Raw genomic sequence first — 13601 nt, forward strand, 5'->3', positions numbered from 1 at the left:
GGCGAGGCGCGATGGGCGAGGCGCGATGCCGCCTTCTTGCCGGAGATCCAGCGGGTCTTTGACGAGAACTTCCAGGTCTATGGCGTGCGTAAGGTCTGGCGGCAGATGCAGCGCGAAGGGCATCAGCTTGCTCGCTGCACCGTGGCGCGCCTGATGCGCAGTGCGGGCCTGCAAGGCGTGATCCGCGGCAAGCCTATGCGCACCACGATGGGTGACAGGGCGGCGCCGTGCCCGCTCGATCATGTGAACCGGGTCTTCCGGGCACCGGCACCGAACAGGCTGTGGGTCTCGGATTTCACCTACGTCAGCACCTGGTCGGGCTTCGTCTATGTCGCTTTCGTCATCGACGCCTACGCCCGCCGCATCGTCGGCTGGCGCGTATCGCGGACCGCGCACGCCAGCTTCGTGCTCGACGCGCTGGAGCAGGCTCTGCACGAGCGACGGCCCGCACACCGCGGCGGCCTCGTGCATCATTCCGACAGGGGTTCTCCATATGTCAGCATTCGATACACCGAGCGCCTTGCCGAGGCTGGCATCGAACCCTCCGTCGGCAGTGTCGGCGACAGCTATGACAACGCTCTCGCCGAAACGATCAACGGCCTCTACGAAGCGGAGCTCATCCATAGGCGTGGACCCTGGCGAAGCTTCGAGGCCGTCGAGTTCGCCACGCTGACCTGGGTCGACTGGTTCAACAATCGCCGGCTGCTGGAACCCATCGGCAGCATCCCGCCGGCCGAGGCCGAGGAGCGCTACTACGCCATGCGCGAACCAGCCATGGCGGCGTGACTCAAACGAAACAGCCTCCGGGAAACCCGGCGCGGTTCACCAAGGAGATTCTCGGCCTCTGGCTGGAGCAGAACGAAGGCGCGAAGTTCTTAGCTCAGCGTCATGAACGAGCTGCGCAACCGCGGCGTCGAGGACATCCTGCTCGCCGTCATCGACGGCCTGAAGGGCTTCCCCGACGCGATCCGGGCGGTCCCGGAGGCCATGGTCCAGACCTGCATCGTCCATCTGCTGCGCCATAGCCTGGACTTCGTCTCGTACAAGGACGGCAAGCCCGTCGCCGCCGCGCTGAAGGGCATCTATCGTGCCGTCGACGCGTACGCATACGAGGAAGGCCGCGTGATCGAAGCCTTCTCGCGAGCGTAGCGGGCTCTATGATGAGGTTGGTTGAAGTTCAGGCGGCTTGCTGATCGACGATCGTGTCGGCCTGGCGCAGGTGCTTCCACTCCCAGGGCAGCAGTTCGTGCAGACGTGAGGCCGGCAGATCGGCGATGCGGGCCAGGACGTCGGCCAACCAGGCCTTCGGGTCGACGTCGTTGAGGCGGGCCGTGGTGATGAGCGTGAGCATGACGGCGGCGCGATCGGCACCGCGCTGCGAACCGGCGAAGGTCCAGTTGCGTCGTCCGAGAGCGATGCCGCGCAGCGCTCTCTCCGCGGCATTGTTGGAAAGGCAGATCCTACCGTCGTCGAGGAAGCGGGCGAAGTCGGCCCAGCGACGGAGCATGTAGTTGATCGGCTTCAGGACCTCGGCGGAGCGGGAGAGGGTCTCGCGCTCGCGCAACAGCCAGGCCTGCATCTCATCGAGAAGCGGCTTACTCTTCTCCTGGCGTACGTCCCGCCGCTCCTCGGCGCTATGGCCGTTGATGGCACGCTCGATCTCGAACAGCGCGTCGAGGCGTTTCACTGCTTCCAGGGCGATCGGGGAGACCGGCTTGCCCTTCACGCCGTCGCGGGCCTTCTTCGCGATATCGGCCAGTTCGAAGAAGCCGCGCCGGGCATGGGCGAAGCAGAACGCCGGTGTGATCGGCTGGTCCTTCCGTTGCGGGTCGAACAGCGGCTCGAAGCCTCCATAACGGTCGCACTGAAGGATGCCGGTGAACTTGGCCAGATGCTTCTGCGGGTGCTCGCCGCGCCGGTCGCCTGAAGCGTAATACACCGCCGCCGGTGGCGCAGGTCCAGCGAAGGGGCCATCATCGCGCACATAGGTCCAGATCCGTCCGGTCGCACATTTTCCCTTCGCCAGGATCGGGACCGTCGTGTCGTCGCCATGAAGGCGCTCGGCCGCAAGCACATGGGCCTCGATCAGGTCGAAGACTGGCTTCAGGGCGAAGGTTCCATGACCGACCTGGTCCGCCAGCGTCGACAGCGGCAGGTCGATCCCCTCGGCCTTGAAGCGCGCGCTCTGGCGATTGAGGGGAGCGTGCATGCCGAACTTGTCGAAGAGGATCGTCGCCAGCAGTTGCGGGCCGATGAAGCCGCGCGGCGTGGCATGGAACGGTGCCGGCGGCTGGCTGACCTTGCCGCAATCGCGGCAACTGAACTTCTCGCGCACCGTCTCGATCAACTTGAAGCGGCGCGGGATCTCCTCCAGCGTCTCGGTGACGTCCTCGCCCAGCTTCGACAGGCGCGAGCCGCCGCAACTGGTGCACGTCGTGGGAGGATCGATGACGATCCGCTCGCGCTCGATATCCTCCGGCCAGGGCTTGCGCACCGGCCGCTTGCGCGTGAAGGCGCGTACGTTCCCGCTCTTCGCCGCCGCGACAGACGCGGCAAGCTCGTCCTCGCTCGCCGCGGTTACGAGCTCGTCGAGCTGAAGCTCCATCTGCTCGATCAGCCGTGCCGTGCGTTCGGAACGCTGGCCGTATTTCTCGCGCTTCAGCTTCTCGATCATCAGTTGGAGATGCGCGATCAGCGCCTCGGTGTCCGAGAGTTTCGCCTGCGCGCTCGCGGCCACCGCCTCGGCTTCCAGCCGCGCCTCGCGTTCGGCCCGCAGCGCCACCAGGGCACTTGCGAGGTCGGAAGGAAGATCGTCCGGCTTCACCATCACGAAGCCAGTGAATCAGATTTAGCCTGCGATTTCAAAAGGTAAATGCTAGCCGACCCGCGTCGGGCGCCAGGTTTCCTGCGGATTTCGCCAGTCGATTCCGGACAGAAGATAACTCATCTGCGCCGTCGAGATCGTCACCGCCCCGTCCGCTGGAGACGGCCAAAGGAACCGGCCCCGTTCCAGCCTTTTCGTGAACAGGCAGGCGCCCTGGCCGTCATGCCAGATCACCTTCAAAAGGTCTCCTCGACGCCCCCGGAAGCAGAAGAGATGCCCACTCAGCGGATCCCGGCGAAGTACCTCCTGCACCTGCAGCGACAGGCCCGGGAAGCCGCGGCGCATATCCGTGTAGCCTGTCGCCAGCCAGACCCTCACGCCCGTCGGAACCGGGATCACGCAAGCCGCTCCAGGGCCTGCACGATCCGCAGCAGAGCCTCGACGTCGACATCGCGATCCACGATCAGGCGCCGCCCGTTCGCGGTCTCGATCTCGATCCGACCGCTGCCCTCTGCCATCAGCGCGCAGCTCGTCGCCGCGACCTCCGGCACAATCACTGCCGGAACAAATCCTGCGCTCGAAACCGGACCGAACCGCCCAGCCCGCGCGGCATCGCGCCAGTCATTCAACTGCGCGCGTGTGATTCCGTACTTGCGGGCCGTCGCCGAGCCCAGACGCCGACCCGAATAACTCTCCTCGACGATCCGCAGCTTCACTTCATTGCTGAAGCGCCGCCGACCGCCCCTCTCAACGATCTCAAGCCGACTGATCGGTGTGTCTGTATAGACGTCCATACAGACGAATTCTCACCGCAAAATCTCAATTCTCAAGACGGCCGCCCTCGGAGGGATGCGTCGACGCCGCCGCCGGCGAGGTGGCACTCGGCGCCTTCGAGGAGGGGCTCTGGGGCCGCCGCTATCCTGCCATCGCCCAGAGCTGGCGCCGTGCCTGGAGCGAGGTCGTACCGTTCTACGCCTTCCCAGCGGACGTCCGGCGCATCCTCTACACCACCAACGCGATCGAGGCGCTGAACGCGAAGCTGCGCCGCGCTGTCCGGGCCAGAGGGCACCTCCCGACCGATGAGGCCGCGATGAAGCTGCTCTTCCTCGTCTTGAACCGCTCGGAGAAGGAGTGGAAGATGGGCCCCCGTGAGTGGGTTATGGCCAAGGCCCAGTTCGCCGTCATCTTCGGCGAGCGCTTCACCAGGCCCATGGCGGCCTGATGTTCAACCCGCCGCCCGCACACGGAAATCCTGACACTCCCGAGCCGGTAACGACGCCAAGCGACGCGCGGCCGCGCCATTCTCAACTGACTGCTCGCGCGGCCAACCTACTCAAGGCCCGGCTCTGTGTGAAGTAGAGCGAACCCGCTGCCGTTAGCGGGTCGGAAAGGAAAACCGCCGCTGTGGCCGGTGCGGGATGTTGAGCGTGTCCGAGCACGAATGAAACGAAGCGGCTTGGATCTTGTGCTTCACAGAACAAAACTTTCAAGCCGGCAGTATCCGCTAACCACTTAATATTCGATTCCGAGTGGAGGAAATTGTGCTCTCGGTAGACATATTCTGGCGCGAGGAGAGGTCCCTGCGCAATGATGACGCCAGTGTCAGATAAGAAGTTGGCGCATAACCTCAAAACCTCGACAGCATCCGAAAGATGCTCAAGCACGTGCCATAAAAATATAGCCGCTACCTTACCCCTATCAGCCGGGCGCTCGGTTAAAAACGCTAAAATGTCCGTAGTGATGAGTTCGTGTTCTGCCAATCCGTAAACAACCCGCGCACGTGCGGCTAGCTCGACCGACGGCTCGCAGCCCATAGCCTTGTGACCGTTTGCAAGGAGGGATGCCAGCAGATTTCCTCGTCCCGCTCCTAGATCGTAGACGACTTGATCGCGGTTTTGCGGAAGGTGATGATCATGAAACTGGAGCACGCGCGTCATCGCGTCTCGATCTTGCAGATATCGACTTATGGTCTCCCCGCGCCAGTGCATTTCATGAAAGACCGTTTGACGTTCGACCATGTCTCGCTCGTCGTCTGGATACTCCGGCGTCAAAGCACAGCACTTTTGACAGTGGAATATCCGGACCGACTCATCGTCCCGGTCAGGCGCTCGCAATAGCGGTACCGTTTCCGTGCCGTGACAGCAGCCGCAACGCATCAAATCAGACCCTCGATTATTTTCGACATCATACTTCAAACCGAATCAATGCTCAGCAGAAGGGCAACTTGGCTCGGGAAGAAGAAACTTGTGCTGCAGGTTGGGAGCGCATCCCCTGAATTACGAGATCAACTGACATGCGAAACCGCGTCGGCTTCGCGATATTAGGATCGATGGCGCCCGATCAATCAGACCACGCCCCCTACTCCGCTCTCCCGGTTCGACCGTTTATGATGTTTGCAACCGAGAGCGCTCAAGCTCCGATCTGAAGCGATCCCGTTCGCGGACAAGGCTGAACCTCGAAATCGCTCGTTCACGTCGACTCACATTTTGGGCTTTAACTTCGGCCGCATGATCGCCGTTCAACGGCTTCTGAAAGATGAAGCTTAGAACGTTTTTGGCAAAACCAACGGGCAAGCCCACACTGTACATATCAAAAGCCGACAGCATCAGCTGGTCATCAGGAGAGATAGGAAACCAGCTGACCATTTCCGGATCGTAACCATCAGCGATCACCAGCTCGTTCAAGTCATGGCCGAACGCTTGCTGGAATAATTCAGGCGTAGCTCCGAGGCCCAGTCTTCTGCGAAGATCGAACAATGCTTGATCACCATGATCAGATGCCGCAAGCAGGGCCTCCCTAAATCGAAGCGATGCCGGCTGATCTTCGACCCATCGTCTAAAAAAATGATCGGGAATAAGATGAGAATAAGGACGCTGGAACGTATGATCGTCAAAAACAGAATATAGGTTTGGCGTCTCCGCGATAACGAGCAAACCACCCGGACGCAAGCGACTCCAGAATTCCCGCAGGTACTCTATCCGCTCGCCATCAAGAAGATGCTCGACTACCGCTACAAGAACAACAATCGATTTCGGTCCAACAGTCGAAAGCGCTTTTTCGAACACAACGCCAGGATCGGGCTGAAAATAGAAAGATACATTGGGGGCACCAAATAACTCCATCCTTGTCCTGGATGCCAGCTCAAGACGTGTGTCGATCTCGAACGTGTCGACGTGCTCTGCATAATGTGAGAACGCGAGAGCCGACGAGCCACACCCCCCGCCAAAATCAATAATGTTCTGTCCAGACAAAATTTGGTGCCGTTCGATCCACGGGATCAAGAATCGTACCGTGTTGTCATGGCGTCGGAAGACAACAAACTCTGAAGCTTCCCTTCCCGCCGCGCTATTTGCGAAATCCTGCCCCCAGTGCGCAACGCATGCTTGCCGCTGTCGTTCAGCCGCTACAGGATCAATGCGCTCGGCGAGAACGCGAGTAGAATACCGCTCATCCAACATAGGCCAACCTAACATAGCTTCGCACCTTCATTTTGACACGATCTGTATCACCTGCGCAAATTGAAGCGCCCGCATATCTGCCGAAAATCCAGCGGATGCGTGCAGTTCGGATGCCCCACGGGGAAACAGCACCTTGCCCGGAATATGGCGCAAGCCGCCAGCAATCTTTCTCGGACCGCGCCGCCCCTCAAAATGGCATGGTGCCGCGTCGCGGAACCAATTCACAAACAAGCGGATCGCCATTGCGCGGCACCAAGCGTAGAACAGCGCGCCGATCGAGGAAGCTCGCTGCAAGATAGGAGCCTCGGTGTCGAGATTGGATACTCTCGTGGCGCCAAGCCAAGCCAAGCCAAGGGGCGAGATCACTTGTCTTCTTGACCGGGTTTCCGCTGACCACGGCACCAGGGAGTGCGCTAGCACCGACGGGACCGATGCCGGAAACGAACATCAGCCGGCGCTTTGCCGGTGAGAGATCGCTCTCTTAAGCGCCACCACCAGCGACAGATCCAGCTTGAGACGCGGCCCACCCGCCGTATGGCGACGCCGTATTGAAGGCAGCAGCCTCGCATCTGGCTAATCAGCCAGATGCGACGTCCCGAAATACGCTGGCACGATGCGCACGCGTGACCAAGACTTTGGAGCTTGCGCGCAGCCACATGGAACCACGGCAAGACCCCATGCCGACGAGCGCGGGACTGATAGCACAAAGAAGGCCAGCACGGCGAACTTCATCGGTCGCAGGAGCTGACCGCCCCCCGCCGACGATACGGAAAGCGCTCTTCGGCGGCCCGACAGGACTCATCTTGGCTCTTGGCTTTCCTTCTACTGAATCACCGCAGAGATGGGCAGACGAGACCCTTGGGGACCTTCCGGTCGAAATGATGAGCACGGGCAAAGCCCGCAGGGAGGCCCAAGTTGCACGCAACTGTCGTAGAGGCAGCGCTGGCGCATCCATAATTGTCCGGTTCATCCACCCGGATCGGTGCACGGGAGCTGGTGCATTCCGGTCGAGCCCCCCTCCTAAGACGCCCCCCGTCGAGATAAACCTTGTAACCAATGCGTTGCAACCGTTATGTAGGATGAAAGATCGCGACCGAGACCCAGATTAAACATGACATTCCTGAACTTAAAGGCGATACGGCTCTTTAATTCTGCCGCGAGGCCAGCTAATCCTGATATTTCCGACATAAATGGGCGGATAAACCTTATCCTCGAGTCCGGCTTGTTTGATTCTAACTGGTACCGCGAAAAGAGGGGGCTGGGATCCGCCCACGACATCGCGGCGATTGCCGACTATCTGGCGCACGAATCCGACGACGTTTCCCCACATCCGCTTTTCGACGTTCCCTGGTTCCGGCGCAGCTTTCCCGAGCTCGTGGCGAATGGCTACTCTCCGCTTGAAGTTTATATAGCGGCCGCCCGGAAGGATTCGGTCAGCCCGAATCTATTGTTCGACCCCGCCTGGTACAGCAAGCTAGCCTCAGTCCCAGCCAACGTGCTGCCCTTCCTGCATTTCCTGCGCGACGGGGCGGCGCATGGGCTGTCGCCGCATCCCCTGTTCGACAGTCGCCACTACTTCCATCAGGATCCAGCGCTTGGTCATGGGCGCGTCAACCCGCTGACCCATTTCATCGAGATCGGCGCGCGGTCTGGTCTGAACCCCAATCGTTACTTTTCCTCGTCCTGGTATCTGTCGACTTATCGGCCAAGCGACCGAGACCCACTTTCGCACTTTCTGGAGGTCGGTGCCGAGCTCGGCCATCGCCCCCACCCCCATCTCGATCTTGACCGGTTCATGAAACTGGAGGGGCTCACCGGCTCGCGGCTTGATGCCTATCGCAGCATCGTCGTGAAGGATATTCGCCACGCGCTCCAGTCGGACGGCGATCCGGCCGGCGCGCCCTTCCGCACGGCGGGCTCCGGCGCCTTTCACGACAGGCATCCGCGCTCCGTCAACGACGGCGAGACGTGGCTCTTGGGCCTAAGTCTCGATTCCTTCGAGGCAGCGCTGAAAGAGGATGAGCGTTTGCCGCTTGCCCTGCCGGCTCCGTTGAGACTGGATCATCGGGGCGCCGAGGTAGTGACCTTCGATGTCTGGGATACCGTCTTGCGCCGGGACTGCCATCCAGACGAAATCAAAGTGCAGTCGGCACGTTTCCTTTTGTTGAGCGCGCACGACCTTCTGCGCCCGGCTTTTCGCAACATCCCCGCGCTCTTTGCGGCGCGCGTCAAGTCCGAGAACACCAGCGCCCCGAACGACGAGTTCGAGTTCCGCTTCGAGGAAGCTGTTCCGCGCTGGCTCGACATGGTGCTGAGGCGTGGCACTGCCGACGCGCTGCAGCAGGAACTGCAGGAGAGCGTCATCAGGCACGAATTCCAGGCTGAGCGGCGGAGCACGCATGTCGACGGCCCGGTGCGCGACGCCCTTGCCGACCTGAAGCAGCCTGCCGTCTTCGCCTCCGACTTCTACATGTCAGCAGATTTCATCGCGGCCTTGCTCCGTGAACACGGACTCAGCCGGCTGTTTGTGACCGGCTTCACCTCGTCAGATTCGTTCGAGACGAAGCGAAGCGGACGGATGTTCGCCAAGCTCATAAAGGAGTTCGGCGTCGACGCCGGCTCCCTGTTACATGTTGGCGACAACCAGCACGCCGATGACGCGGTTCCCCGGGGGCTGGGGATTCGTACCGTTCTCTATCAGCCCGAAGGCGAAGCGGCACGCCGCTCCTGGTTCGACCTCGGCTTCGAAGCCTGGCAGCGCAATGACATGTCCGTCCATCATAGGCGGCTCGCCAGTATCTGCGAGGAGACGGCCCGCGAGCAGGGCGGCATAAGCGAGTTGCACGCAATCGGCGCACGGCTCGCACCGCTCGTAGTAGGCTATTCGCTCAGCGTCCTCGAGGCCGCGATAAGGGACAATGCCGACAAGGTCTTCTTCCTCACGCGCGAAGGCATCTTTGTAAAGAAGGTCTTCGACGCTCTGCGCGAGGCGGACCCGTTCAACTGCCGCGCTCCAGCCTCCGAGCTGCTGGAGGTAAGCCGCCGTGCCACCTTCGCTGCGTCGTTGGAGGATGCGACACCGAAGGAGCTCATGCGGCTCTGGACACTTTACAGCAAGCAGTCGCTAAGGGGGCTAGCGCTGTCGCTCAATCTCGATGAGCGCCTGGTGCAGCGTCTCTGTCGCGAGCACGGTGTCGTCTATGACGAGGCCATCACCTATCCGTGGCAGGACCGTGCCTGCCTCGCCCTGTTGCAGAGCGAGCGCTTCTTGGAACATGCGCGCGAGCGGATCGCCGTGCAGCGCGAATTGCTGGTCGGGTATCTTCGTCAGCAAGGGTGCGTCGGAGCCGGGCTGAGGCACATCGTCGACATCGGTTGGCGCGGAACGATCCAGGACAACATCGCCAGGGTGCTGCCCGAGGCGCATTTCGTCGGCCATTATTTGGGACTTTTCCAATTCCTCAACCCGCAGCTCCCCAACACCAGCAAATTCGGCTGGGTCTTCGACGCCAACGACCCGTTGGAGGTTGCGGACGTCGCGCCTCTGGAGATGCTGCTGAACGGCCCTGGCGGCTCCGTTTCGGGATATGAGCATGACGGCGGCGAGATCCGTGCGATCCGACAGATCATCTCCGGCGAGGAAGACGTCATCCTGAACGAGGTCGCGGCTGTGCAGGAGGGGGTCTTGGCCACGGTCTCGGCGCTGGCCGACTATATTCGTCTGCACGGCCTGACTTCGGATAGCCTCCGTCCACTGGCGCGGGCGCTCGTGGTGTCCCTGACCGCGAGCCCACCCGCCGCCGTTGCGACCGCCTTCAATCGCCTGGAGCACAACGAGACCTTCGGCACAGGCACGACTGACGGGGGTGAGCGCTGGGACAACATGGCGGACGAACTCTCCCGCCGCGGGGGCAGCGAACTGCATGCCTTCGCGGATGCGGTGCTGCGCGAGTCGCGCTGGCCCCAGGCGCTAATCCACGCCCGGTCGGTCGCGAGCTGGTGGGCCGAAGCGCCGGTTGGCCAGCGCTGCGCCTTGCCATTGGAGTTTCTCGGCCTGGCACGTCCGGCCCTGCAGCGCATCACAGGCTCGCGCCTGCTGGTCTACGCCCCCCCGCCGCTCACGGCCTCCGGCGGTCACCGCACGATCTACAACATGGTACGGCGCTTATCGAAGCTGGGCTTCAACCCAGAGATCTTCTTAGAAGGCGTCGGAGATGGCGTCGAAGCGGTCGAGCGCTATCTCGACGGAACCAGCGCGCTGATCCATACTAGCTGGCATCATAACATCTCGGCAGATCTGGCATTTGCCACCGTCGCTCACTCGTCACAGTTCATTTCCCGAGTGAACGCCTACAACAAGGCGTATCTGGTGCAGGACTTGGAAGCGCTGTTCAACCCGATGAGCGACGCCTACGTCGTGGCCGAGAATAGCTATACGCAGGGCCACCAACACTACACAGTTGGCAACTGGCTCTCCCACGTCATCAATCTAAATTATCATGCCCAGGCCTGCCCGGCGGGCCTAGGAGTCGACACCTCGGTCTATCACCCCCTATCAAGGCAGCAGCCGCGCGAGCGGGCGATCTGCTTCCTCTACCAACCGGATAAGCCGAGGCGGACTCCTGTTCTTGGCATAGATGCGTTGCGTCTGGTCAAGCAGGCCGCGCCGGACGTGACCATCTACGTTTATGGTTCGAACACCCCTCTACATCTCGACTTTCCCGTCGAGAACCTCGGTCTAGTCCACGACCTCCGCGAGCTCAACGACCTCTACAACCGTTGCATGGCGGGACTCTGCATTAGCGGCTCGAACCCATCGCGCATCCCTTACGAGATGATGGCAGCGGGCTGCGTGCCGGTCGATCTCTATCGGTACAACAACCTGATGGATCACATCCCCGATACCATCATGCTCGCCTATCAGGATTCCGCCTCAATCGCGGAGGCGCTGCTCGCGGTGCTAGATCCCCCCACCTTCAAACGGATGAGCGTGGCGGCCCGGCGCTTCACGGCCTCTCGCACGATGGATTGGGAGATGGACGTTATAGCCAACAGCGTGCTGGCGCAGATCGACGGCACGCTGCCGGCCGACGCCAGCATCCGCTTGTCATACGTCGACGAGCCCGTCATCGCCACCGGCTCGCGCTCCGTGGCCGTCGAACGCTTCTGCTGCAGCCAGCGCGAATTGGCGGAACGACGGATGCCCCCTGCCGGGCCTTCCGCAACGGCGCCGTCCGGGACCGGGCGGCAGAAGCGTGCCGGGGCCTCCACCGCGGCCACGAAGCAAAAGCGCGCGCAGTGACGGGTGGCGTGCCCCTCGGTCGGGCGCTTGCGCGTGCCGACGCGCTGCGGGACGCGCGTCGGTTCGACGAGGCCGCCGCAGCCTATCGCGCCGCCCTAGATCGGGCGCCAGAACGGGCCGATTTGTGGGTTCAGCTCGGCAACATGCTTAAGGATTCCGGCCGCTTCGACGAAGCCGAGGCGGCCTATCGACAGGCGCTCGCGCTGCGGCCCTGCGAGGCGGACACCCATCTCCAGCTCGGGCGGGCGCAGCATCTGGCTGGGCGAAGGCCCGATGCGCTACGTTCTTTCATCGAGGCCCTGCGAGTGTCGCCAGCCGACGCGACCGTTATCGCCGAACTCGCCTCGCTGGGGGCAGGCTGGGAGGCCGGCCGCCAAAAGTTGCTCGGGCCACGGCTCCTGACCGATCTTTTGGACCTCGCTGAAGAAATGAGAGATACGCTGCGCCGGATTGAGTCCGAGTTGCCGCTCGTTCGCAGCCTCGTGACCCTGCCGGCGGAGCAACATGATCTGCGGCGGCGGACATTCGCGGCGCCGCCGCCGCCCGTGCCGGCGCCGGATTTTCGGCTCGCCGTCGTGATCGCGGGGGACGGTCCTCTGGTCGAGCTTCTCGAGGTGCTCGCCAGCATGCGGCGGCAAAGCCATCGGAATTTCAGCGTGGCAATGCCCGACCTGACTGGAGAGGGGCGTCTAGCCTTTGCCCGGATGGCCGCGGCAAATCCGGTGCGCTTCATCGATTCGGTCCGCTCCCGGGACGGGGCGCTCGCTGTTCTGGTAGACGCCATGCCCCCCCATGACGGAGTCGTGCTGTCCGACATCCCGATGGTTCTCGCTTCTGAGGCACTGGCGTGGATGGCCGCGGGACTGGCCGAGGGAGAGGCCACAGCCTTCCCCGACGAGGACGTGGTGCATCTAGGTGGCGCAAGGCCAATCTACTCCCGGCCGGAGGCGAAGGCCGAGTTCGATGCCGAGTTGCTCGAACAGGGGAAACGCCACGGGCTGATCGCCGCTATCGGCCGTGCGCCCTTCCAGAGAGCGCTCATAGCCTCCGGCAGGAGGGCAAAGACTCTGGCAGAGCTCTTTCCCGCTCTCGCCGGCGAAGGGCCAGGCCGGCCTCTGCGGCAGTTCCTCGCCAGCCGGCCGCATCGGATCGCCATGCCACTGCCCGTTAGCGCCGCGCGAGTTTCACCGACCGTCGTCGGGTCAACTAGGGATATAGCAGTCGTGATCCCGACGCGTGACCGGGCAGAGCTACTGGCGAATTGTTTGACGGCGTTAGAAGCGACTGCTGCGCAGCGAGAGCGGGTGAAGGTCGTCGTGGTCGACAATGGCTCGCGCGAGGCGGAGACGCAGGATCTGTTGGCTGCCGGGACCGCCTCGGACCGCTTCACGGTGACGCGCATCGAAGAACCGTTCAACTGGTCCCGCCTCAACCGGCTCGGCACAGCCGTCACAACCGCTCCGCTGCTGCTCTTCCTGAACAATGACGTTGATCTACTGACTCCCGGCTGGGATGCGAAGCTCGACGCACTGCTGGGACGCACCGAAGTGGGTGTGGTTGGGGCAAAATTGCTCTATCCAAATGGTACCATCCAGCATGCCGGCATTGCTGTCGGCCTCGGAGTGCATGCGGATCACCTTGGTCGCGGAGCCCCCTCCGACGCCGAAGGCCCCTTCGGCCGCGCAATGGCCCGTCGCTCGGTGACCGGTGTGACCGGAGCCTTTCTCGCAACGCGACGAGATCTGTTCGACAGGCTGGGCGGCTTCGACGACGAGGGGTTGCCGCTGTGGTTCAACGACCTCGACTATTGCCTGAAGGTGTGGCAAGCGGGCCTACGCGTAGTCGTCGAACCAACGATCAAGGCAATCCACCACGAGTCGCAGACACTCGCGCCAATAGATTCGGTGCGGGATGCCCATTTCGAGGCAGCGGCGCGGCTTATGAAGGAGCGGTGGGGCGAGGCCATGACCCGCGACCGCTGGTTCCGGACCGAGCATCTGGGTTGACGAGGCCGCAT

At 62.4% G+C, this 13601-nt stretch carries 9 protein-coding genes and 2 pseudogenes; 5 read left to right on the forward strand and 6 right to left on the reverse strand.

Annotated features, from left to right (window positions below):
- Window positions 1-786: IS3 family transposase (locus AC1DEZ_RS15050; RefSeq protein WP_476779860.1), on the forward strand; the 786-nt coding region annotated here is incomplete at its 5' end.
- A gap of 41 nt (window positions 787-827) precedes the next feature.
- Window positions 828-1116, forward strand: a pseudogene (locus AC1DEZ_RS15055) (transposase); the annotation flags it as partial.
- A gap of 61 nt (window positions 1117-1177) precedes the next feature.
- Here AC1DEZ_RS15055 and tnpC read toward each other — a convergent pair.
- From tnpC to tnpA, 3 genes are read right to left on the reverse strand one after another with little or no spacing between them, the layout of a single operon-like run.
- Window positions 1178-2830: an IS66 family transposase gene (gene tnpC / locus AC1DEZ_RS15060; protein ID WP_476779861.1), complete on the reverse strand. Its 1653-nt coding sequence runs from the start codon at window positions 2828-2830 to the stop codon at window positions 1178-1180.
- A 45-nt stretch (window positions 2831-2875) separates the two neighbouring features.
- On the reverse strand, window positions 2876-3223 hold the full coding sequence (gene tnpB / locus AC1DEZ_RS15065; protein WP_476779862.1) for an IS66 family insertion sequence element accessory protein TnpB: 348 nt from the start codon (window positions 3221-3223) through the stop codon (window positions 2876-2878).
- Window positions 3220-3618, reverse strand: coding sequence for an IS66-like element accessory protein TnpA (tnpA, locus tag AC1DEZ_RS15070; protein WP_476779863.1), 399 nt, complete (start codon window positions 3616-3618; stop codon window positions 3220-3222). The genes tnpB and tnpA overlap by 4 nt, the downstream gene beginning before the upstream one ends.
- Window positions 3619-3680: 62 nt before the next feature.
- On the opposite strand from tnpA, the pseudogene AC1DEZ_RS15075 reads away from it, so the two are divergent.
- Window positions 3681-4046, forward strand: a pseudogene (locus AC1DEZ_RS15075) (transposase); the annotation flags it as partial.
- A gap of 82 nt (window positions 4047-4128) precedes the next feature.
- On the opposite strand, the gene AC1DEZ_RS15080 reads toward AC1DEZ_RS15075, so the two are convergent.
- From AC1DEZ_RS15080 to AC1DEZ_RS15090, 3 genes are all read right to left on the reverse strand, one after another.
- Window positions 4129-4842 (reverse strand): class I SAM-dependent methyltransferase, encoded by a 714-nt coding sequence (locus AC1DEZ_RS15080; RefSeq protein ID WP_476779864.1) that lies wholly within the window; start codon window positions 4840-4842, stop codon window positions 4129-4131.
- Window positions 4843-5208: 366 nt separating this feature from the next.
- Window positions 5209-6282, reverse strand: a complete 1074-nt coding sequence (locus AC1DEZ_RS15085; protein WP_476779865.1) for a class I SAM-dependent methyltransferase — start codon at window positions 6280-6282, stop codon at window positions 5209-5211.
- 27 nt (window positions 6283-6309) lie between these two features.
- The gene (locus AC1DEZ_RS15090; RefSeq protein WP_476779866.1) at window positions 6310-6648 is read right to left on the reverse strand and encodes a hypothetical protein; all 339 of its coding nucleotides are present in this window, start codon (window positions 6646-6648) and stop codon (window positions 6310-6312) included.
- Between the two features lie 745 nt (window positions 6649-7393).
- Here AC1DEZ_RS15090 and AC1DEZ_RS15095 point away from each other — a divergent pair.
- Window positions 7394-11584 (forward strand): rhamnosyltransferase WsaF family glycosyltransferase, encoded by a 4191-nt coding sequence (locus AC1DEZ_RS15095; protein WP_476779867.1) that lies wholly within the window; start codon window positions 7394-7396, stop codon window positions 11582-11584.
- Window positions 11581-13590 carry a tetratricopeptide repeat protein gene (locus tag AC1DEZ_RS15100; RefSeq protein WP_476779868.1) on the forward strand — a complete coding sequence of 670 codons (2010 nt, stop codon included), beginning with the start codon at window positions 11581-11583 and terminating at the stop codon, window positions 13588-13590. Before AC1DEZ_RS15095 ends, AC1DEZ_RS15100 begins: the two co-directional genes overlap by 4 nt.
- Window positions 13591-13601: the final 11 nt, after the last annotated feature.

It is taken from the genome of Allobosea sp. 10L422 (genome assembly GCF_056395345.1).